21 protein-coding genes are annotated in these 20,099 nt (G+C 61.1%); 6 read left to right on the top strand and 15 right to left on the bottom strand.

Annotated features, from left to right (window positions below; genetic code table 11):
* On the top strand, positions 1-192 hold a 192-nt coding region (locus HQL98_15300; GenBank protein ID MBF0273414.1), incomplete at its 5' end, for a hypothetical protein.
* Between the two features lie 37 nt (positions 193-229).
* On the opposite strand, the gene hisD is transcribed toward HQL98_15300, so the two are convergent.
* On the bottom strand, positions 230-1,501 hold the full coding sequence (hisD, locus tag HQL98_15305) for a histidinol dehydrogenase (GenBank protein ID MBF0273415.1): 1,272 nt from the start codon (positions 1,499-1,501) through the stop codon (positions 230-232).
* A gap of 173 nt (positions 1,502-1,674) precedes the next feature.
* Between hisD and HQL98_15310 the strand changes: the two genes are divergently transcribed.
* Entirely contained in the window at positions 1,675-2,244 is a 570-nt protein-coding gene (locus tag HQL98_15310) for a DnaJ domain-containing protein (protein ID MBF0273416.1), read from the top strand.
* A 19-nt stretch (positions 2,245-2,263) separates the two neighbouring features.
* Here HQL98_15310 and HQL98_15315 read toward each other — a convergent pair whose 3' ends face one another.
* The 4 genes from HQL98_15315 to HQL98_15330 all read right to left on the bottom strand — a co-directional run bounded on the left by HQL98_15315 (position 2,264) and on the right by HQL98_15330 (position 8,035).
* The gene (locus HQL98_15315; GenBank protein ID MBF0273417.1) at positions 2,264-3,769 is read right to left on the bottom strand and encodes an efflux transporter outer membrane subunit; all 1,506 of its coding nucleotides are present in this window, start codon (positions 3,767-3,769) and stop codon (positions 2,264-2,266) included.
* Between the two features lie 5 nt (positions 3,770-3,774).
* On the bottom strand, positions 3,775-5,736 hold the full coding sequence (gene macB / locus HQL98_15320; GenBank protein ID MBF0273418.1) for a MacB family efflux pump subunit: 1,962 nt from the start codon (positions 5,734-5,736) through the stop codon (positions 3,775-3,777).
* Complete coding sequence (locus tag HQL98_15325) at positions 5,733-7,013, bottom strand: efflux RND transporter periplasmic adaptor subunit (GenBank protein ID MBF0273419.1); 1,281 nt, start codon at positions 7,011-7,013, stop codon at positions 5,733-5,735. The genes macB and HQL98_15325 overlap by 4 nt, the downstream gene beginning before the upstream one ends.
* A 77-nt stretch (positions 7,014-7,090) precedes the next feature.
* Positions 7,091-8,035, bottom strand: coding sequence for an Rpn family recombination-promoting nuclease/putative transposase (locus tag HQL98_15330; protein MBF0273420.1), 945 nt, complete (start codon positions 8,033-8,035; stop codon positions 7,091-7,093).
* A 122-nt stretch (positions 8,036-8,157) separates the two neighbouring features.
* On the opposite strand from HQL98_15330, the gene HQL98_15335 reads away from it, so the two are divergent.
* Complete coding sequence (locus tag HQL98_15335) at positions 8,158-8,808, top strand: glycine zipper 2TM domain-containing protein (GenBank protein ID MBF0273421.1); 651 nt, start codon at positions 8,158-8,160, stop codon at positions 8,806-8,808.
* Positions 8,809-8,972: 164 nt separating this feature from the next.
* Here HQL98_15335 and HQL98_15340 read toward each other — a convergent pair whose 3' ends face one another.
* The 8 genes from HQL98_15340 to HQL98_15375 are packed head-to-tail and all read right to left on the bottom strand — an operon-like array spanning position 8,973 to position 14,670.
* Positions 8,973-10,151, bottom strand: coding sequence for a cell envelope integrity protein TolA (locus HQL98_15340; protein ID MBF0273422.1), 1,179 nt, complete (start codon positions 10,149-10,151; stop codon positions 8,973-8,975).
* Between the two features lie 3 nt (positions 10,152-10,154).
* The gene (gene tolR, locus HQL98_15345; GenBank protein MBF0273423.1) at positions 10,155-10,583 is read right to left on the bottom strand and encodes a protein TolR; all 429 of its coding nucleotides are present in this window, start codon (positions 10,581-10,583) and stop codon (positions 10,155-10,157) included.
* Complete coding sequence (gene tolQ, locus HQL98_15350) at positions 10,583-11,272, bottom strand: protein TolQ (GenBank protein MBF0273424.1); 690 nt, start codon at positions 11,270-11,272, stop codon at positions 10,583-10,585. Before tolQ ends, tolR begins: the two co-directional genes overlap by 1 nt.
* Positions 11,273-11,280: 8 nt before the next feature.
* Positions 11,281-11,739: a tol-pal system-associated acyl-CoA thioesterase gene (gene ybgC, locus HQL98_15355; GenBank protein ID MBF0273425.1), complete on the bottom strand. Its 459-nt coding sequence runs from the start codon at positions 11,737-11,739 to the stop codon at positions 11,281-11,283.
* A complete protein-coding gene (gene ruvB, locus HQL98_15360; GenBank protein MBF0273426.1) occupies positions 11,736-12,767 on the bottom strand; it encodes a Holliday junction branch migration DNA helicase RuvB in 1,032 nt (343 codons plus the stop codon). Before ruvB ends, ybgC begins: the two co-directional genes overlap by 4 nt.
* Complete coding sequence (gene ruvA / locus HQL98_15365) at positions 12,764-13,414, bottom strand: Holliday junction branch migration protein RuvA (GenBank protein ID MBF0273427.1); 651 nt, start codon at positions 13,412-13,414, stop codon at positions 12,764-12,766. Before ruvA ends, ruvB begins: the two co-directional genes overlap by 4 nt.
* Complete coding sequence (ruvC, locus tag HQL98_15370; protein ID MBF0273428.1) at positions 13,411-13,917, bottom strand: crossover junction endodeoxyribonuclease RuvC; 507 nt, start codon at positions 13,915-13,917, stop codon at positions 13,411-13,413. The genes ruvA and ruvC overlap by 4 nt, the downstream gene beginning before the upstream one ends.
* 3 nt (positions 13,918-13,920) lie before the next feature.
* On the bottom strand, positions 13,921-14,670 hold the full coding sequence (locus HQL98_15375) for a YebC/PmpR family DNA-binding transcriptional regulator (GenBank protein ID MBF0273429.1): 750 nt from the start codon (positions 14,668-14,670) through the stop codon (positions 13,921-13,923).
* 289 nt (positions 14,671-14,959) lie between these two features.
* On the opposite strand from HQL98_15375, the gene HQL98_15380 reads away from it, so the two are divergent.
* From HQL98_15380 to HQL98_15390, 3 genes are read left to right on the top strand one after another with little or no spacing between them, the layout of a single operon-like run.
* Positions 14,960-17,332: a CZB domain-containing protein gene (locus tag HQL98_15380; protein MBF0273430.1), complete on the top strand. Its 2,373-nt coding sequence runs from the start codon at positions 14,960-14,962 to the stop codon at positions 17,330-17,332.
* Positions 17,329-17,640, top strand: coding sequence for a nucleotidyltransferase domain-containing protein (locus tag HQL98_15385; GenBank protein MBF0273431.1), 312 nt, complete (start codon positions 17,329-17,331; stop codon positions 17,638-17,640). Before HQL98_15380 ends, HQL98_15385 begins: the two co-directional genes overlap by 4 nt.
* Positions 17,618-17,953: a nucleotidyltransferase substrate binding protein gene (locus HQL98_15390; GenBank protein ID MBF0273432.1), complete on the top strand. Its 336-nt coding sequence runs from the start codon at positions 17,618-17,620 to the stop codon at positions 17,951-17,953. Before HQL98_15385 ends, HQL98_15390 begins: the two co-directional genes overlap by 23 nt.
* 86 nt (positions 17,954-18,039) lie before the next feature.
* Here the strand turns inward: HQL98_15390 and HQL98_15395 are convergent, their stop codons facing one another.
* Positions 18,040-18,672 carry a DUF4276 family protein gene (locus HQL98_15395; protein ID MBF0273433.1) on the bottom strand — a complete coding sequence of 211 codons (633 nt, stop codon included), beginning with the start codon at positions 18,670-18,672 and terminating at the stop codon, positions 18,040-18,042.
* Complete coding sequence (locus tag HQL98_15400; GenBank protein MBF0273434.1) at positions 18,672-19,916, bottom strand: AAA family ATPase; 1,245 nt, start codon at positions 19,914-19,916, stop codon at positions 18,672-18,674. Before HQL98_15400 ends, HQL98_15395 begins: the two co-directional genes overlap by 1 nt.
* Between the last annotated feature and the right edge of the window lie 183 nt (positions 19,917-20,099).

Here is a 20,099-nt window from a genome sequence, read left to right on the forward strand (position 1 = left end):
GGGCTGGGGGGGGGGGTGTGGGGGGGGGGGGGGGGGGGGGCGGGGGGTGGGGCGGGGGGGGGGGAGCGAGTCGGGCTGCTGAGGGAGATGGGGCGGCTTGGGGGCGGGGCTGTGGCCGGGGCGTTGGCGGCGTTGCTGATGGAAGGGGTGGGGCGGCGGATGCGGGGGAGTTTCCGGGCATCCCCTCGGTAGACAAGAGGATGCCCGGCGGCAATCGATTCAAAACGGTTTAGTTGGGCCGTTTGAGGATGGCGTTGGCGTGGGCGGAGAAGCCTTCGTACTGGGCGAAGCGCAGGGCGGTATCCTTGATGTCGTGGTAGCCCTGACGGCTCAACCAGCCCATGGAGGAGCGTTTCAGGAAGTCGAACACCGTGACGCAGGAGAAGGTTTTGGCGAATCCGCCGGTGGGCAGGATGGCGTTGACACCCAGACAGAAGTTGCCGACGGTGATCGGGGTATGGGCGCCCAGCAGGATTTCGCCGGCGTTCAGGATGCGATTGGCCACGAACAGCGGATCTTCGGTCATCACCTCCAGGTGTTCCGGGGCGAAGTCGTTGGTGAAGGCGATAGAGGCTTCGAGGCTGGAGGTGAGGACCACGCCGCCGTAGTTGGTCAGCACAGTGGTGCAGAACTCCTGGCGTTGTGGGGGCAGGTCGGCGATCAGACCGGGGAGGATCTCCCGGACCCGTTCCGCCAGTGTGCGGTCGTGGGTGACCAGCATGGCGGTGGAGTCGGGACCGTGTTCGGCTTCGATGAGCAGATCCAGGGCGGCGACGAAGGGATCGGCGTGCTGGTCGCACAAGATGATGGATTCGCTGGGACCCGCCGGGGCGCCCACATCGATTTTGCTGTAGAGCAGCCGTTTGGCCGCGGAGACGTATCCGCTGCCCGGACCGCTGGTTTTGAGTACCTTGGGTACGGTTTCGGTGCCATAGGCCATGGCGGCGATGGCTTGGGCTCCGCCGGTTTTGTAGACTTCGCGGATGCCGCATAGTTCGGCGGCGTACAGGGTGGCGTCATCGGCGCCGCCGCCGGGGGCGGGGGGGGTGCAGACCATGATGTGTTCCACGCCGGCGATTTTCGCCGGCAGTCCCAGCATCAGCATCACCGACGGGAAGGCCCCTTTGCCCCTGGGCACGTAGAGTCCCACCGAGGGGATGGGGGTGATCTTTTCCCCGGCCATGATGCCGGGTTGGATCTCCTTGAACCACATGGATTCCGGCATTTGCGCTTCGTGGAAGGAGCGGATGTTGTCGGCGGAGCGTTTGATCACCTCCTTGACATCGTTCGGAAGGTTGCGGCGTGCCTGCTCGAACTCCTCTTCGCTGGCCTTGAGCTGGGAGGCTTGCATCTCCACCTTGTCGAAGCGGGCGTTGAAATCGATCAGCGCCGCATCTCCTTCGTTTTTGACGCGCTCGATGATGGGCGCGACTACCGGCAGGAGTCTTTCGATATCGTTTTCCGAACGGGTCAGCAGGGCGCCAATCTGGGACGGATTCATGTCGTCCAAGACGAACAGGTTGATTTTCATGAACATTTCTCCATAACGATCCCGACAGAATCCGGGGTTGCTGGCACAGTTGTTTCCATCGGCATAAACCGGCAAATATTGGTTCGACTGGGGCGGGTTTGTCAAGATTCCTTGCGAATGGCGCCCCGACAGGCGAACCTGAAGTGATGATTCCCATGACCCGACTGTTGCACGAGATTCTGCTGGCCCACCCCGCCGGCCTGCGGGAGTATACCCTGGTGAAGCTGTTGCAGCGCCAGGGGGTGGCCCCGTTTGACCGCAGCGATCTGTCCGATGCGTTATCCCTGTTTCGCACCCATTTTTTCTTGTTTCATCAGTTGTATCTGTTGCAGGGACAATTGCGGCGGGAGCGGCGGGGGGATGTGCGGATTCACTGTCTGGAGATCGTGCTGCTCCCCTGGCGGGACGATCCGGCGGGGTTGGATGAGGCCGATCCCATGCGGGGATATTACCTGGACACCACCCACCTGGAACAGACCACCCGGGAGGAGGTGACCGGCTGGATCGCGGGTTTTTGGCAGCGGTTGGGTTGCTGGGAGCGACGGGATTCCGCCCGGGCGGTTCTGGGGGTGGAACCGGGGGCGGACCGGGAGACAATCCGGCGGCGCTATCGGGAGCTGTCGTTGCTCCACCATCCGGACCGGGGTGGGGATGGCGAACGCTTCCGGACGATTGCCGAGGCGGCGGAAATCCTGCTGAAAGTTTCCGGGTGATGGCTCCGGCAAGATGGTCTCACCGGGTGGGAGCCTGCGGAGGGGCCGTCTGCGGGGTGAGGGATTCCGTTTGATTTGCGGCGGTATCGGGAAGCTCTCCGCCCAGGGCCTTGAATAGCCCGATGGCGGCGTTCAGGCGCGCCTGACGGGTTTGGGGCCGTTCGTCTTGGGTTTGCAGCAGACTCCTTTGCGCTTCCAGCACCGTGAGAAAATCCACCGCTCCGGCCTGATGGCGTGCTTCCGCCAGCCGCAGAGACTCTTGCGCCGCGCTTTCGGCCCGCTGTTGGGCCTTTTCCTGTTCGGCCAGCCAGTGGATGGCTCCCAGATTGTCTTCCACATCTTTGAGGGCGGAAAGCACGGCCTTTTGATAGGCGGCCACGGCGGCTTGTTGTTCGGCTTCCGCCAGTTCGATGGCTCCTTGGGTTTTGCCATGATCGAACAGAGTGGCCACCAGGGAGGCGCTCAGGTTCCAAAAGGCGCTGCCGGGAGACAGCAGGGTGGAGAGTCCGGCGCTGGAATAGCCCCGTTCTCCGGTCAACTGGATCGAGGGAAACAGGGCGGCGCGGGCGGCTTGAAGATCCGCATGGGCCGCTTGCAGGGTGGCTTCGGCCCGTCGTATATCCGGGCGGCGGGCCAGCAGGGTCGAGGGCAGACCAGGCTGGATCACCGGCAGTCGCAACTGTTCCAGGGAGCCTTCGAGGCGGCTCACCTCTGCCAGGGGTTTGCCGGAAAGCAGCGCCAGGGCATCCAGGGTTTGATGGTATTGCAGCTCCATGGCCGCCAGTTGGGCGTCGATGGAGGCGACGGTATTTTTCTGTCTGGCCTCGTCGAGGGGAGAGGCGTAGCCCAGAGCGACTTGACTGGCCACCAGTTCCAGGATTCTCCCGGCGGTCTCCCGGGATTGGTGCGCCAGGGCGCGTCTGGTTTTCAAAGTCAACAATTTGATGTAACTGCTGGCCAGATCGGCGGTCAGGCTCCAGTGGACCGAGGTCCGTTCCAGCCGACCGGCTTCGGCTTCCCGTTCGGCCTTGTGGGCCAGAGCCCGGTTGCGACCCCGGTAGTCGAGTTCGTAGCTGGCGCTCAACGAGGCCTGGGTGGCCTGCACGATGGGTCCGCTGAACGATGCGGCCCGGGTGGTGCCGCTGTTGCCCCGCTGGGAGATCTGCTCGCTGGTGTCCAGGGAAAGAGACGGGAACAGAGGACTTTCGGCGATGCGCGCCCGGGTTTCCGCCTGGGCCAGCCGGGCTGCGGCGCTGGCGATGTCGGGATGATGGGCGAGCAGGTCGGATTCCAGGGTGTCGAGGGTCGGACTGCCCAGAGTCCGCCACCAAGGATCGATGGAGCGTTGCGCCGTTTCGGAGCCGTTGGGGTCGGCGGGGGGGGTATGGGTCCAGTGGTCGGGCAGGGTAGCCCGGGGGGTCGGGAACGGTTCCGGGGAGACGGAAAGGCATCCGGAAACGGTCAGCACGCCGAGCAGGGTCGGAATCGTGCCACAAAGACGGAACAGGGACGGAAGAGAGGGCATGGGCATCACTTGTCGGCCAGGGCCACGACCGGGTCCAGGCTTGCGGCCTTGCGGGCTGGCATGAATCCAAAGAGCAGTCCCGTGGCCACGGCGAATCCAAAGGCCATGGCCACCGGGGCCGGAGAAAACAGCGCCGAGACGCCGAATTTGATGGCGATGAGGGCGGTCAGCAGACCACCGGCCACGCCGAGTACCCCGCCGAGCAGACAGACCACCAAAGCCTCGACGAGAAACTGAGTCATGATGTCTCGGCCTCGGGCGCCGACGGCTAGGCGGATGCCGATTTCCCGGGTGCGTTCCGTGACGCTCACCAGCATGATGTTCATCACGCCGATGCCCCCCACCAGCAGGGAGATGGCCGCGATGGAACCCAGCAGCAGGGTCATGGTGTTGTGGGTTTCGGTGGCAGTTTCCAGGATCGAGGCCATGTTGCGCACCTGGAAATCCACCGTCCGGTGACGGGCCGTGAGCAGGGTGGTGATGGCCTCTTGGGTGGCGTCGATGTTGCGGACATCCTCGACTTCCACATTGATGGATCGCAGATGGTGTTGACCGAACAGTCTCAATCCGCCGGTGGACAGGGGCACGAGGATCACGTCATCCATGTCGGTGCCAAAGGGGGTGGCCCCCTTGGCGGTCATGACCCCAATCACCTGAAACGGAACGTTGTTGACCAGAAGTTGGTGTCCCAGGGGATCTTCGTCCGGGCCGAAGATGTTTTCCACCACGGTTTTGCCAAGCACCGCCACAGGGGCGTAACTCTTGACATCGTCGTCGGAAAAGAAAATGCCCCGTTCCACCGCCCAATCCCGGGCCACGGGGAATTCGGCGGTGGTGGCGGTGGTCGGGGTCTGGGAGTCGTTGCCGCCGGTACGCAAGGTGACGGCGCCATTCATTTCCGGTACCGCGTTGCGGACATTGGGCAGTCGGGCGATCTCTTCGGCGTCCTCCGGTACCAGGGTGGCCACCTGGGAGCCGGCGCCTCGCATGTTGGGGGCTCCGGCGCGGACCATGAGCAGATTGGTGCCCATGGCCTGGATGCGGCCAAGCACATCCTGTTTGGCTCCGTCCCCCAGGGCCAGCATGGCCACCACCGAGCCTACCCCGATGATGATTCCCAGCAGGGTCAACACGGTGCGAAACAGATTGGCCTGGAGGGAATGGAGGGCGATCTTGATCGTTTCCCCCAGATCCATGACATGACCGGTCTTGTTTTTCGTTTTTTCCGAGGCGGCGGAGGTGATGGTTCCCGCTGGCGGGGTGTAGCCGGTATCCGAGACGATGAGACCATCGGCGATGGTGACCAGCCGTTTGGCCTCCCGGGCCACGGCGGGATCGTGGGTGATGAGGATGATGGTATGCCCTTCGTTGTTGAGCCGGTGCAACAGGGCGAGAATGTCCCGTCCTCCTTTGCTGTCCAGGGCGCCGGTGGGTTCGTCCGCCAGAATTACCCGACCGCCGTTGATCAGGGCACGGGCAATGGCCACCCGTTGTTGCTGTCCCCCGGAGAGCTGACTGGGGCGATGGGTCAGCCGTTCTCCCAGTCCCAGAGTGGTCAACAGTTCTTGGGCGCGGCGGGAGCGGTCGTGTTTGTTCAATCCGGCGTACATGGCCGGCATTTCCACGTTTTCCGCGCCGGTGGCGGTGGGCAGCAGGTTGTACTGCTGAAAGATGAATCCGAACACATTACGACGCAAGGCCGCCAGGGCGTCCCGATCCAGACCGGAGATGTCCTGGCCTTCCAGGAGCAGACGCCCACGGCTGGGACGATCCAGGCAGCCGATCAGGTTCATCAGGGTCGATTTGCCCGAGCCGGAGGATCCCATGATGGCCAGAAATTCACCCGGCCAGATGTTCAGGGAGACCCCGTGCAGCACATCCACCGTCAACGCGTCGGAGGTATAGCTTTTGTAGACCTGATCCAGCGTGATGATCGGTTGGGGCAGGTCGTTGGGTGGGTTGGTCATGGTTTGGGTTTGCCGCCTCCCTTGGGGGAGCCACCCAGACCCAGGGGGGAGGTGGTGGAGACCGTGGATTTTTCGGCGGTGGCGATCACCACTTCATCCCCCTCTTGCAGACCGGAGAGAATCTGGGCTTGCAGACGGTTTTTTACCCCCACCTCCACCACCCGGTTTTCGGGTTTGCCATCCACCATGAGCCGCACCGTGGTTTGGGGTTTGCCCTTGTTCCGTTCTCCGGATTCACGACGTTCGCCCTTGTCGCCCTTGTCGCCCTTGTCGCCATTCTTTCTTTTGCTCGTACTGGTGTTCAAGGCGGTGATGGGGACCATCAGCGCGTCACGGGCCGAGGCGTGGACAAACGACACCTGGGCCGACATCTGAATGCCCAGTTCTCCATCCGGATTGGCCACGTCGAACAGGGCGTTGTACAAGACCACATTGTTGACCACGTCCGGAGTGGGCAGAATCTGGCGCAGGCGGCCATAATGGCGTTTTTCCGGATGGCCCAGGGTGGTGAACCAGGCTTCCATGCCCAGTTTCAGGCGGGAGATGTCCGCCTCGGAGACCTGGGTCAGGACGGTCATGGTGGTCAGATCGGCGATGCGCAACAGAATCGGCGCCTGCTGACTGGCAATCAGGGTTTGACCCTGACGGGCCGGCAGGGTGACCACGGTGCCATTCATCGGCGCCAGGATGCGGGCATAGCCCAGACTCGCCTCATCGGCCCGCAGGGAGGACTCCACCTGCCGGATCTGGGCCGTGATCTGGACGATTTGCGCGTTGGCGCTTTTTAGGGCGGACTCGGCGGATTGATAGGACTCCTGACTGGTGGCGTTGGCGGCCAGCATGGTTTTCTGGCGTTCAAATTGGATTTTGGCCAGGGCGTGTTGGGCTTTTTTTTCGATGCGCTGGGCCTCCAGGGATTCGATCTGCGCCCGGTTCGACTCCACGCGGGCGGCCAGCAGCGTGGGATCGATTTCGGCCAGCAGTTCCCCTTCCTTGACCGTGGCGCCCAGGTCCACATGAATCTTTTTCAACTGTCCCGAAACCTGAGCCCCCACATCCACGAAATTCAAAGGCTGCAAGGTGCCCAGCGCTGTGGTGGTCTCCTCGATCTCCCCCAGAATTACCTTGGCGGTGATCAGATGGTTTTGTTCGTTTGATCCGTACTGACGCCAATAATACCATCCCCCGGCACTCACCGTGGTGACCAGCAGGGTGATGATCGTCCATCGTTTCCAGTTCATGGCAGGGCTTGTTTCTTTAAAAAAGGGGGGGCCCATCAAACAGCCCAATGGGCGCGTGAAAACCGCAAGCCGACAACGCCAAGCGGCAACCGGGATTGATTTTTATCATTCTTTTAGTTGGAGTCGAACACGGAGTGGACCGTCCCGGCGTCAAAGACCCGTTCACTCCAACGTTCCAACTCCTCCCGCTCCGCAGAGGCGATCCGTTCGCGCACGGCGTCCGGCAGGGGTCCGAAGCGTTTTTGCAGCAACTGGATCAGGATCTGGGCTTTTCCGATCCGTTCGCCTTCCAGCAGTCCCTCCTGGAGACCTTCTAGCCGACCTTCCAGCCGACCTTTCGACTGACCCTCTTCCCGGGCCAATGCCACCCGTCCCCGGGCATCCGCCACGGCGATTTCCGCCTTGTCGTACAGTTCCAGTTCGTCGGGGGTCATGTTGGCTATTTTGGCTTTTTCAAAGGCGTGCCGGATGGGGGCGCTGCCCATTTTGGCCGGAATTTCCTCGATCCGGTCCGCGTGTTTGAGGAAATAGATCCACTGGTCAAAAACGGATACGCAACTGTCCAGATCCTTGGAGAACTTGGGGAGTTCCACAAAATAGTGGATGATATCCAGAAGATAGGGGTTACCGGTGACCCGCTCCCGGGATTCGTGAACCGATACGCAGTGATCAAAACCTTCAAACAGGACAAAATCGGTGATGGTGATGGCGATCACCTGCTTGAGCCTGGGATAGTCCACCCCCCGGGCGATTTGTTGGGCATAGGCCTTGGCGCTGTTGTACTGGATTCGTTTCAGAAAGGCCGCCACCTTTTCGATTTGCATTTCGACGATATAGGAGATGCCACGGTGGTCCTTGCAGCGCACATCCAGCACCGAGGATTTGAGATCCCGGATTCGGGGGGCCAGGAAGGGGTCCAGGATGGTCAATTCGGCGATGCGTCGGTCGCCTTCGAGTCCGAGCAGGCTCTCCAGAAAACTGATGAGAATATCCTTGGCATCTTCGCTGCCAAATATTTTCTTGAAGGCAAAATCGATGCGGGGATCGATGAATTTCATCTTTGGACTCCAGGTCACGTTCTTGACCCTTTTGCATGGCTTATGCTACAGTATTATTTAGTATGGAAAGGGACGAATTTGTCAATTGATTTTGATGGCTTGTCCGGAAAGGAGTGACTCTTATGAAACGCGGGTTGGTGTTACCTTTGGCCTTGGCCGGGTTGCTGGCAGCGCCCACCGGAGCCATGGCCGATGGAGGACAGGGGGCGGCCGTGGGGGCATTGGGGGGGGCTTTGGTGGGCAGTTTGTCGGGGCCATCCAAGAATCGGGTCGAAAACTCCTTGATCGGGGCATTTGCCGGGGGGTTGCTGGGTGCCGCCATTGCCAATGATCGGGATCGGCAAGGGCATGTGGTGGTCCATCAGGCCTTGGAATATGCTCCTTCGTATCAGACCACCACCTGGGTCCATCCGGAGACCCATGTCTCCTATGTGGTGGTGCCCCGACCGGCCCGAACCATCCATGGCCGTGTCTGTCGGGAGGTGGAAATCCAGGCCACCATCGATGCCAAACGGGAAACCCTCTCCGGCCTGAGCTGTCGGGATCGGTCCGGACAATGGCGTCTGGTGGATCGGGTGGAGGCCAGTCCGGTTCCCGCCCCCAGCGTGGTGGTGGCGCAGCCCGCTTCCAGCTACGTGGTGGTGGAGTCCCCGCCACCTGTGTACTATCCGGCTCCGTTGGTCATCTACCGGGGATCGTCTCATCCGTATCGTTACGGCTATCCCCGTTATTATGACCGGGATTGGCGTGACCGGCACTGGCGCTACCGCTAGCACGGTCCGGAAATCCCCTCGGTTCCCCTTGCCGCGCTCCACCGTAAGATGGTGGGGAGCGGTTTTTTTTTGGCTTGTCCTGATCCGAAAAACAAAACGCCCTTTCCCCGGCTACTCCGAAGGAAAGGGCGTTTGTGTTTGAAAGACCGATTGGTGGGTGCGGATTACAGTTCCGGTCGGAAACGAATCTCCAGTTCGCGACACTCCTGACATCCCGCGGGCGGGGAGTCCACGGATTCCGTCTTGGTGATGGCGCGCATCACCGACTCGTCATACAGCGGATTGCCCGAGGAGTGGGTCACCCGGGGATTGAGCAGGACACCATTCGGTCCCACCTGCACCACCACCGTCACCTCCAAAGCCGCCTCGCCACGCAATCCACCGGGCTTGCGCCAGTTGTCCCGCACCTTGTTGGTCACCCCGTGTTGCCAACGGGAGATGGCGAAGGACGAAACCGGTGGATCCGCGCTCGCGGCAGGCGTCGCAGCGGGATGGGCTGCCGGTTCCGGGGAGGGTTTGCTCTCCTCGGCCTTGGCTTCACCCTTGGTCGGCGATGCCTTCTGATGCTTGGCGATCTCCTTGGCCAGATCCCACTCTTCGGCTTTCTTTTCCGTCGGCTTTTCAGCCGGCTTTTCGACCGGTTTCTTCTCGGTTGATTTTTCGGAGGTCTTTTCAGACTTCTCCGTCGGTTTTTCCACCGGTTTTTCCGGCGGCTTCTTCTCCGCGGGTTTTTCCGGTGGTTTTTCAGCCGGTTTTTCCGGTGGTTTCTTCTCCACGGGTTTTTCCGGTGGTTTTTCAGCCGGTTTTTCCGGCGGCTTCTTCTCCACGGGTTTTTCGACCGGTTTTTCCGGTGGTTTCTTCTCCACGGGTTTTTCAGCCGGTTTTTCCGGTGGTTTCTTCTCCACGGGTTTCTCCACCGGTTTTTCCGGTGGTTTGGGGGGCTCCACGGGAGGCGGTTCCGGCTTTTTGGGTGTGGGTTTTTCCGGCTCCTTGGGCGGAGGCGGCGTCTCCTTGGGAGGCGGCGGAGTCTCCTTGGGCGGAGGCGGAACCGGTGGCGTCTCTTTGGGCGGCGGCGGGAGCGGCGGAGTCTCCTTGGGTGGAGGCGGAGCCGGAGGAGCCTCCTTGGGCGTGGCCGGCGGCTTGGGGGGGGTCTCCTTGGGGGGGTGAGCCTTGGGAGCCTCCTTGGGGGCGCTCGGCATTTTTTTGGGTGGCATCTCCACCAGGGCCACGGCGAACACCGGTTGCGGCGGCAGTGGCGGTTGCGTGAAGGGCACCACGAAGAACAGCGCCGCAATCAATAGATGGAGCGCAACCGAAAGCAGCAGGGTGGTACGAGAGGGCATCGGTCAACCAGGGGGTGGTTCGGTGATCAGACCGACGCGGTCCACGCCGGCCAACTGCAACTGGGACATCACCGCCATGATCGAACCATACGCGGCATTGCGATCCCCGCGCACGTAGACCGGAAAATTGGGATTGTTCTGGCGAATCGCCCGGATCTTGTCCACCATTTCGGTGACGGTGACGGCCCGGTCTTCGATATAGGTCGAACCATTGGCCGTCACGCTGATCACCAGAGGCTCGTTGTCCGTGCTCATGGCGCTGGCTTCGGAGTCGGGGAGGTTGACCTCCACCCCCTGGGTCAACAGCGGGGCGGTCACCATAAAGATCACCAGCAGCACCAACATGATGTCCACCATGGGGGTGACGTTGATGTCGCTCATGGCCTGGAGTCGGTCAGACCCCTGGTTGTTCATGCTGGATCCCATGGCCATCAGGGTTGACTCCCGCGACGGGAGGATTGCCGTTCCAGAATGTTGAGGAACTCAGAGCCGAAGTTGTCCATTTTCTGATGCTGTCTGCGCAGATCGGCGGCGTATTTGTTGTAGGCGATCACCGCCGGGATGGCGGCCACCAGTCCCATGGCCGTGGCGATCAAGGCTTCGGCGATGCCCGGGGCGACCATGGTCAAGGTGGTGGATTTGGCCCCGGCCAGACCTAAAAAGGAGTTCATGATGCCCCACACCGTGCCGAACAGGCCGATGAACGGACAGATGGAACCCACCGTGGCCAGAAAGGTCAAGCCCCGACCCAGATTGTCCACTTCCCGGTTCAAAGAGACGGTCATGGCCCGGCGCACATTGGTGAACAGATCCCCCACCTCGCTGACCCGGGTGCCATTGCTTTCCCAGCGTTTCCACTCCCGGAAGCCGGTCACGAACACCGTGACGATGGGGCTTTCCGGCCACTCCTGGGCAGCGGTCTGATAGAGTTTGGCCACGCTGCCGCCACTCCAGAAACGCTCCTCGAACTCGGCGGCGTCCTTGGTGACGCGACGGAAACGGCGCCACTTGTCGATGATGATGGCCCAGGAAACCACCGATGCGGCCAACAGGGCCAACATCACCAGTTTCACCACCGGTCCGGCCTGGACCACCAGATCCCAAATGCTGTGAGAAGTCAGTGCTTGATTCACGGTTGTTCATCCAAAGGAGGTTGCAGCCGGTTCAGGATATCCGCAGGGATGCGAACCGGCTTGAAATCACGACTCAACATGGCAATGCGCACTTTGGCCCGAATCAGCGGCGCTGCGTCGTCCGCCGGGTTGCTTCGGGTGATGGTTTGTGCGAGCGTCAGGCTGACACGCTTGGTCTGTTCCAATATTACCGAAACATTGAGCAGGTCGTCCAGTCGCGCAGAGGCCAGGAAGTCAATTTCCATGTTGGCCACCGCGAAAAGCAACCCGCGCTCCTGGAGCAGCGCCTGCTGCTCGAATCCCAGATCCCGCAGCCATTCGGTGCGGGCCCGTTCCATGAATTTAAGATATTCCGCATGATAGACCACGCCACCGGCGTCGGTATTTTCATAATAGACCCGGGCGGACCAGTGGAAGGCCCCGGTATTCAGGGTCGTATTCAGGGTCGTGTTCATGGCAACACCCTTTGCCAGTCGGAAGGGGTGGCGCGTCCCAGATGGCGGAAGGCCGTCGGTGTGGCGCGTCGTCCCCGGGGGGTGCGGTCCAGCAGACCCTGTTGTACCAAAAAGGGTTCGATCACCTCTTCGATGGCGTCCCGGGTCTCTCCCAGGGCCGCCGACAGGGTGTCGAGTCCCACCGGACCCCCGCCGAACTTGTCGATGATGGTCAACAGCAAACGCCGGTCCATGGCGTCCAATCCGTGGGGATCCACCTCCAATTGGGTCAGGGCCGTATCCGCCACCATCGCGTCGATGCGTATGGCTCCGCTCACCTCGGCAAAGTCCCGCACCCGTTTGAGCAGCCGGTTGGCGATGCGGGGGGTTCCTCTGGCCCGGGTGGCGATCTCCCGGGCTCCGGAGGGGAGCAGGGGAATGGCCAATAATTTGGCGGAACGTTGCAATATTTGAGCCAGCTCGTCCGGGGAGTAGAACTCCATCCGCGCCAGAATGCCGAATCGGTCCCGCAACGGATTGGTCAGCAGCCCGGCGCGGGTGGTGGCCCCCACCAGGGTGAAGGGGGGCAGATCGATCTTGATGGAACGGGCCGAAGGGCCTTCGCCGATCATGATGTCCAGTTGGAAATCCTCCATGGCCGGATAGAGAATCTCCTCTATGGCCGGACTCAAACGGTGGATTTCGTCCACGAACAGCACATCCCCCCGGTCCAGGTTGGTCAGCAGGGCGGCCAGATCCCCGGCCCGCTCCACGATGGGGCCGGAGGTGGTCTTGAGTCCGGTTTCCATTTCGGCGGCGATGATGCGGGCCATGGTGGTCTTGCCCAGTCCCGGCGGACCGTGCAGCAGCAGATGATCCAGAGTCTCGCCACGCTGTCTGGCGGCGCGGATGAATACCTCCAGATTGCTTTTCAGCCCCTCCTGTCCGACGAATTCCGCCAGACGGGGGGGACGCAATCCGGCGGGTTCCCGTTTGTCCTCCTCGCTGGTCGGCTCCGGGGCGATCAGGCGGATATTCTCGGGAATCATCGGGACAGGATCTTCAAGGCGGCACGCAGGGCCACAGCCGGATCCGCCAGTTCAGGGGCGGTCAGACCCCGCAACACCCGTTCCGCGTCCAGGGGGCGGTAGCCCAGATTGACCAGGGCTGCCACCAGATCCTGACGCAGGGCCGAGGTGCTCTGGACCGGGGTGGCGGCGGGGAGCGGGGTGGCGATTGGCGCGCTGCTGTCGTCCGCGGGAGGAGGCAGGGGGTCGGGTGTGGCCGGGGGCAGGGCGGGGAGTCGGTCTTTCAGCTCCACCACCAGCCGCATGGCGATCCGTTTGCCCACCCCGGGGATGCGCGCCAAAAGATTGGCATCTTCCCGGACCACGGCGGTGATCAGTTCTTCGGGGGTAAAGGTGGAAAGGGCGGCCATGGCCAGTTTGGCGCCGATGCCGGTGACGGAGTTCAACACCACGAACACCTCCCGTTCGGCGGGGGTGGCGAAACCCTGCAATAAGAAGGCGTCCTCCCGTACATGGGTCACGGTGAGCAGTCGCACCGCCTCGCCGATGGCGGGGAGTCGCTCGAAGGTGGACAGGGGAATGAACACCCGATAGCCCACCCCTCCCACATCCACCACCACCTGATGGGGTTCTTTTTCCGCCAGGATGCCCCGCAGATGGGCGATCATGAAACTGCACGCTTGGCCAGCCGGGCGGCGAGCCCGGAGGCGCATTGCAGATGGCATAAGGCTCCGGCCAGGGCGTCGGCTGCATCCTGGGGGGGGGCGGCGGGCAGGGACAGGAGCATCTTGACCATGGCCTGCACCTGACTCTTTTCCGCCCGCCCGTATCCCACCACCGCCTGTTTGATCTGCAAGGCGGTGTATTCAAAGACTTCAAGCCCCTGGGCGTTGGCCGCCACGATGGCCGAGCCTCGGGCCTGGCCCAGTTTGAGGGCGCTTTGCACGTTCATCGAGACGAAAATCTCCTCCACCGTGACCACTTCGGGACGATGTGCGTGGATTGCCGCCGTCAACCCGGTGAAGATCTGTCCCAACCGTTGGGGCAGGGGCGTGTCGGGGGAGGTGCGGATGCAGCCGTGGGCCACATGGCCAAAACCCGAACCTTTCGACTCCACCACCCCCCACCCGGTGACCGTGGTGCCGGGATCGATGCCCAGAACGCGGGTCATGGTTCAGCCGTTGCCCAGGCGTTCCATGATGTCGTCCGGGATGTCGAAGTTGGCGTAGACTTTTTGCACGTCGTCGTTGTCTTCGAGCATGTCGAGGAGTTTCAACAGGCTGGTGGCGCCCTTTTCATCCAGGGTGATGGTGTTCTGGGGACGCAGCGTCACTTCGGCGGAGACCGGATTGCTGAATCCGGCGGCGGCCAGGGCATCCCGCACGGTTTCAAAGTCTTCCGGAGCGGTGAGTACTTCGCATTCGCCGTTGTTGGCGATCATGTCTTCGGCGCCGGCCTCCAGGGCCGCTTCCATGAGTTTCTCTTCATCCGCGTCTTGGAACAGGATCTGTCCTTTTTTGTCGAACAGATAGGAGACGCATCCCGAAGACCCCATGTTGCCGCCATACTTGTTGAAAATATGGCGCACGTCGGCCACGGTACGGTTGTTGTTGTCGGTCAAGGTATCGACGATGATCGCCACCCCGGAGGCGCCATATCCTTCAAAGCGTACCTCCTTGAAGTCGGTCCCCTCCTCGGCGCCGGCGCCGCGTTTGATGGCCTTGTCCATGGTGTCTTTGGGCAGATTTTGCGCCCGCGCCGCCAGAATGGCCGCCCGCAGACGGGGATTGAAGGAGGGTTCAGCCCCGCCGATGCGGGCTGCGGTGGTGATCTCGCGGATCAGTTTGGTGAAGGCCTTGCCCCGCTTGACGTCTTGAGCGCCTTTGCGGATCTTGATGTTGGCCCATTTGCTGTGTCCCGCCATGGATGAAAACTCCTGAAACGAAAATTGCGAATCGAGTGGGTCATGCGAAAAAGGATGATCCAAAAAAGGTTAGACAATTCCGACCAAGCCGTCCAGGCGTGACGCACCGGATCCGGGGGAAATCGTTGGAGGGGGAGATAAGTTTCTCCGGTGGGCTTGACTTTCCCTAACTTGGCAATAGAATCGGACATAAAAAGTGTTTTTTCCTTCGGGGCCGGGTTTGGGTCCCGATTTTTGTGTCAGGGTCCGTGCGACAATGAAGAGTCTGTTCGCCATAAAGGATTGGGGGTTGCGCACCACGATGATCGCCATGGTGGCGGCGCTGCTAGTGGCATCGTTGGCCGGTGGGGGATTGTTGATCTACAGCCTGCGGTCCACGGTGGGGGATTATACGGATATTCTTCAAGTTGTTGATCGTTTCAAGGACACCACCCACCACATGAATACCCTGATGCTCCAGGCCCGCCGGAGCGAAAAGGATTTCCTGTTGAACCGGGAAGCCAAGGATGTGGAACGGCTGGTGCAGGTGACCCAGGATCTGGAAAAAGAGGCCGGTCTGGCATGGGAGTTGGCCAACCATCCGGTGATCGCCGACGCCAAAGATCAGGGACATGCCCGGCGCATCCAGGAGATCGCGGTGCGTTACCGGGGCGCGTTTCTGGAGGTGGTCAAGGCCGTTCAGGTCAGCGGCGGGGATCACTCCGGGACGGTGGTGAATCCGAAAATCGAGGCCATGCGGGTCACGGTGCGGGAGATCGAGCCTTTGGTCGAGGAGATGTCGGAGCGGATCGAGGCGCGATCCCGTCAGATGCAAGAGCGAATCGGCGTCCGTTCCTCCCAGTGGATGCAGGCCGCCTTGTGGCTGTTCGGCGTGTTGAGTCTCGTGTCTTTGGGGTTTGCGGTATCGGGTGTGCGGCGGGTGTTGCGTCAGATCGGGGGTGAGCCGGTCGAGGTGAGTCATCTGGTGGCGCGGATCGCCGCCGGGGATTTGACCATCCGGGGAGGTGGTGTGGGTGGTGGCCTGTTGGGAGAGATCGAAACCATGGCCGCCCGGCTGCGGGACATGATCACCCTGATCCGGTTGCAAGGCATGTCCACGCTGCCGCCGGTGAGCGAGCAGATCGCCAAGGCCGTGGAGCGGTTGACCCTGGTGGCCGACGATGTGCGGTGCAGCACGGTGAATGCCCAGGAGAGCAACACCCGCCTGGAGAACCTGATCCGCGAACAGGTCAAGTCCGGAGCGGAATACATCGTCTTTTCCATGGCGGATATCGGTCAGGCGGTGGCCGAGCAGTCGAAGGCGGCCAGCACGGTCTCCTGCGCTGCCGAGGAGGGGAGCGCCAATACCACCACCCTGGCGGCAGCCGCCGAGCAGATCAGCGTCAATGTGGGGGAGGTGAACCACAGTTTGCAGGAAGTGGGTCTCATGATCGATAACGTGGCATCGAGCATGGCCCGCATGACCCGCAGCCAGGAGGCGGTGCGGGAGCGTTGCCGCATTGCCGACGCCGAGGCCAGCCGCGCCACCTCCCGGGCGCAAAACGGCCATCAGGTGATGGAACAGCTCACCCTTTCCGCCGAGCAGATCGGGCAGATCGTGCAAACCATCAACCACATTGCCGAGCAGACCAACATGCTCGCCTTGAACGCCTCCATCGAGGCGGCGGGAGCCGGAGACGCGGGCAAAGGTTTCGCGGTGGTGGCCAACGAGGTCAAGGCCCTGGCCCGGCAGACCGCCGAAGCCACCGAGGATATCGGCAATCGCATCTACGAAATTCAAGGTCACGCCCACGAGGCGGCCAGAACCGTGGAGGCGATCACCACGGCCATCGAGCGACTCGCGGAGGTCAACCGGGAGATCGTCACCGCCGCCGACGAGCAATCCCTGGCGGCCAACGAGATTGCCGCTTCCATGGACGGAGTGACCCGTGCGGCGGCGGTGGTGATGCACGGGTCGGAAGAACTGGGGGCTTCGGTCAACGAGATCGCCCGGACTGCCAACGAGCTGGGCAACGGCTCCCGGGAGTTGGCCGCCACGGCCACGATGATGGCCGCCTCCATCGAGCAGACCGCCACCCAGGCGGGTCAATCCAACACCCTGGCCCAGGCGATGTTGTCCACCGTGGGTCAGACCGTGCAGGCCTCCCAGTCGATGCGGGAGAACATGGAGCAGACCCGTTCCGCCTCCCATCGTCTCGAAGCCACGGCCCATACCATCACCTTGCTGATCGACGCCTTGAGCAGCGTTTCCGACCGTCTGCATGCGGTTCAGGCCAACTTGAACACCGGAGCGGCCCCTTTCGACATGCTGCGGGTCAAGACCGCCCATCTGGAATGGCTGCGCAAGCTGGAAGCCATGATCAACGGCGAGGGGGTGATGAGTCCCGAGGAGGCCTGCGACGTGAAAGGGTGTCAACTGGGCCAATGGTTCTACGCGCCGGAAGGGGGCGGACGTTTTTCCACCCTGTCCGCCTATGACACGGTGGATGTGGCCCATCGGGCGGTCCACGAATTGGCCGCTTCCATCATTCGCTCCCATGGGGAGGGCAAGCCGGTGCAGGGGGAATTGCAGCGGTTCAACCGATTGCGCGACCAGTTGTTCATTGAACTGGATGGCCTTTACATCGAGGCGGCGCGGGAGTGGGACGGGGATGAGTCATGACCTTGCCGGGGTTGCCTGCGTTGCGGTTCATCGAAACCCTGAAGGGGTTGCCCTTTGTGGAGGCGATCTATCTGTACGGCTCCCGGGCGCACGGAACCCACGGTCCCCGTGCGGATATCGATTTGGCGATTTGGTGTCCTGGCGCCACGCCGGGGGAGTGGCGGCGGGTTCTGGAGATTGTGGAAGATGCGGATACGTTGCTTGAAATCGACTGCCTGCGTCTGGACGCGGAACCCGAGACCAGCCGCTTGCGTCGTCACATCGAGCAGGACCGGGTGGTGATTCATGTCCGCAATCCTGGAGCGTGAGCGGCTGGAGTGTTCCTTGGAGGCGTGGGGACGGGCTTTGGATCGTCTGGAGGAGGCTTTGTCCTTGCCACCCGGCACCCCTTTGTTGATCGACGGGGTGACGCAGCGTTTTGAGTTCTGTTTCGAGTTGACCTGGAAAACCTTGAAACTGGCCTTGTTGCAGGGGCACGGTTTTGATGTGGTCTCCCCGAAGCAGAGTCTGCAAAAGGCGTTCGCGGTGGCGTGGCTGGAGGATGATCGGGTGTGGCTGGAGATGCTCAAGGATCGCAATCATGATGAGAATAATGCAATCGATGATTCAAATTGTCTATAAGAGAAATTTTATTATGTCTTAATGCGCCGTAATCGGTTGTAGGGTCGGTCTTGCTGTTAGGTGATTAGTAAACATTCTTTGGCTCTTTAGGAGCGGGCTCGTTTGCCTCCTGAAGCCGCCGCAACGGCGTCGTGAAAGGCCTGGAAACTGCGCGAGGTGTTGCGGGCAGGCTCCATATGCCGGGCAACGGCTCGGGCGCATTCCAACTTCCGAAGTCCGGTATTGAAATAACCCGCCTTCTTCAAGACATCCTCCAGAGACTCCCAGGTTCCACCCGAAATGGCATCTGGATCGCGATAGCGTGCCTTGTTCGGAATCGTGGTGGACACTTTTGGGTAGGCGGTCTGCACCGCTGGCCAGTCGCCAAAGAACCAGGACTCCAACTCTTCGATGGCAATTCTGTTGGCAACCTGAAAGCGATGCATGCTGCCGGCAGCCGTTTTGGTCATCAGTCCGGCTTGTCGTGCCATGTTCTCCAGTTGTTGCTTCAACATGATGCAATCGTCATGATCACGATCCACCAATACCAGAATCGTCCAGGTTTCAGGCATCCAGGCCGCATATCCGGCCAGTCGTTTCGGCAGATTTTTCATGAGATCGTTTTTGCATTGGAAGCGTCGAATCTCAAAATCGGTATCCCCCAATATCTTGGGCAGAAGGTGTTCCAAGGCGGCTTCCATCGAGTATTCCTCGACGAAAACAATCATCTTTTCAAGCATCAAGTGCGTCTCCTCTTGTGGAGGGGTGGCGCTCCCTGGTTGATCAGTGGGTCACCCAGGCCAAAATGGCCCTCCATCCAGAGAAAGCCCAGTGACGCACCTTCGCGGATGAACTGAGGAATGCCTTGAATATCGCTGGCGCGAACAGCCTGAGTGAAGCCGTGATCATCGCGGTACAGCACGCGTACCTCTTCGGCACGCATGGCATTGATCAGAAAGGGCGAGTGGCTGGTGATCAGCATCTGCGCGTGCTCGGACGCTGCGCGGCACTCTTCTGCCAGTTCTGGCAACAGGCGCGGATGCAAGAAATTTTCTGGTTCCTCGATGCCGATGAAACGCGGCGGTTCCGGGTCGTGGAGTACCGTCAGGTAGGCCAGCATTTTCATGGTGCCGTCAGAGGCGAATTTGGAAAGGATTTGTTGCTCAAAAGGTGCATCCTTGATTTGGAGCAGCAAGCGTCCATCCGGCATGGGATCCGCTTCGACGCGCTCCAGACGTGGAATGCGCTGGCGCAAGACGCTGAAAATGTGTTCCAGTCGCTCCGGGTGTTGTTCTTTCAGATGTTGAATGACGTTGGCCAGGTTTTCCCCGCCCTTGCTCAAACGTTCTTGAGGGCCCGCTTCGGGCTGATTGCGGGTTTGATCGATCGAGAGATAAGAGACATACCAGTCGGTGATGAATTCGCGCAAAGCCGCCACTCTCGGGTGTTCGGCCAACTGCCCCAGGGTGTTGGCCGCGATCAGGTCCGGTGCGCGCAGGGTGGATTCTCTGCGTTGATCCTCCTCGTCTGGCCGTTCCCCGCTTACCGCACGGCCTACGCCTCGACGGAATTCCAGGAATCGAAACGGTTGGTCTGTTGTGCCACGTCGCCATTGCAGCCACTCTTCGATGACTTCTGGACCTTTGGTCCCTTCATCGATCGCCAGATGATAGGTGATTATCGGAGTCTTGGGGCGTTCCCGATACTTCAAATCAAAGACGATGGGACCGCTTGAGCCTCGGGTCTTCAGTTCCTTTCCCCGGCCTCGCCGATCCCATGCGTGGCGCAGACCAAACTGGAAGCATTCGGAAAGGAAATTGAATACATCAAAAATGGTTGACTTTCCGCTGCCATTGGGCCCAAGCAGGATTGTGATCGGAGTCAGGTTATCGAATTCCACCTTGTGCAAAGCACGGTAATTCGTAACCCGCACAGATTCAATGCGAGGAATTCCTCTGTGGTCGGGTTCATGGGGATGACTCATTTCTTTCACCGGTTTCAAACCGCGTCCATTTCGGGATACGTTGTTTTGCTGAACAGGGGTCCAGGGGGATTATCCTCCTGGTGGGATCCAAGGGCGAAGCCCTATTCTCAAGCCATGTGTTGGAAATAGTGTGTTAGTCAAAGTCAAAACCCTGGGGGATGAATCCCCCAGGCCCTCTCTTTT

The organism is Magnetococcales bacterium (genome assembly GCA_015231755.1).
Taxonomy (GTDB): Bacteria; Pseudomonadota; Magnetococcia; order Magnetococcales; family Magnetaquicoccaceae; genus Magnetaquiglobus.

Coding starts and splice junctions, on each gene's coding strand:
- hisD (MBF0273415.1), bottom strand. CDS start 1,501: ATGAATCCGTCCCAGATTGGCGCCCTGCTGACCCGTTCGGAAAACGAT.
- HQL98_15315 (MBF0273417.1), bottom strand. CDS start 3,769: ATGCCCTCTCTTCCGTCCCTGTTCCGTCTTTGTGGCACGATTCCGACC.
- macB (MBF0273418.1), bottom strand. CDS start 5,736: ATGACCAACCCACCCAACGACCTGCCCCAACCGATCATCACGCTGGAT.
- HQL98_15325 (MBF0273419.1), bottom strand. CDS start 7,013: ATGGGCCCCCCCTTTTTTAAAGAAACAAGCCCTGCCATGAACTGGAAA.
- HQL98_15330 (MBF0273420.1), bottom strand. CDS start 8,035: ATGAAATTCATCGATCCCCGCATCGATTTTGCCTTCAAGAAAATATTT.
- HQL98_15335 (MBF0273421.1), top strand. CDS start 8,158: ATGAAACGCGGGTTGGTGTTACCTTTGGCCTTGGCCGGGTTGCTGGCA.
- HQL98_15340 (MBF0273422.1), bottom strand. CDS start 10,151: ATGCCCTCTCGTACCACCCTGCTGCTTTCGGTTGCGCTCCATCTATTG.
- tolR (MBF0273423.1), bottom strand. CDS start 10,583: ATGGCCATGGGATCCAGCATGAACAACCAGGGGTCTGACCGACTCCAG.
- ybgC (MBF0273425.1), bottom strand. CDS start 11,739: ATGAACACGACCCTGAATACGACCCTGAATACCGGGGCCTTCCACTGG.
- ruvB (MBF0273426.1), bottom strand. CDS start 12,767: ATGATTCCCGAGAATATCCGCCTGATCGCCCCGGAGCCGACCAGCGAG.
- ruvA (MBF0273427.1), bottom strand. CDS start 13,414: ATGATCGCCCATCTGCGGGGCATCCTGGCGGAAAAAGAACCCCATCAG.
- ruvC (MBF0273428.1), bottom strand. CDS start 13,917: ATGACCCGCGTTCTGGGCATCGATCCCGGCACCACGGTCACCGGGTGG.
- HQL98_15375 (MBF0273429.1), bottom strand. CDS start 14,670: ATGGCGGGACACAGCAAATGGGCCAACATCAAGATCCGCAAAGGCGCT.
- HQL98_15385 (MBF0273431.1), top strand. CDS start 17,329: ATGACCTTGCCGGGGTTGCCTGCGTTGCGGTTCATCGAAACCCTGAAG.
- HQL98_15390 (MBF0273432.1), top strand. CDS start 17,618: ATGTCCGCAATCCTGGAGCGTGAGCGGCTGGAGTGTTCCTTGGAGGCG.
- HQL98_15395 (MBF0273433.1), bottom strand. CDS start 18,672: ATGCTTGAAAAGATGATTGTTTTCGTCGAGGAATACTCGATGGAAGCC.
- HQL98_15400 (MBF0273434.1), bottom strand. CDS start 19,916: ATGAGTCATCCCCATGAACCCGACCACAGAGGAATTCCTCGCATTGAA.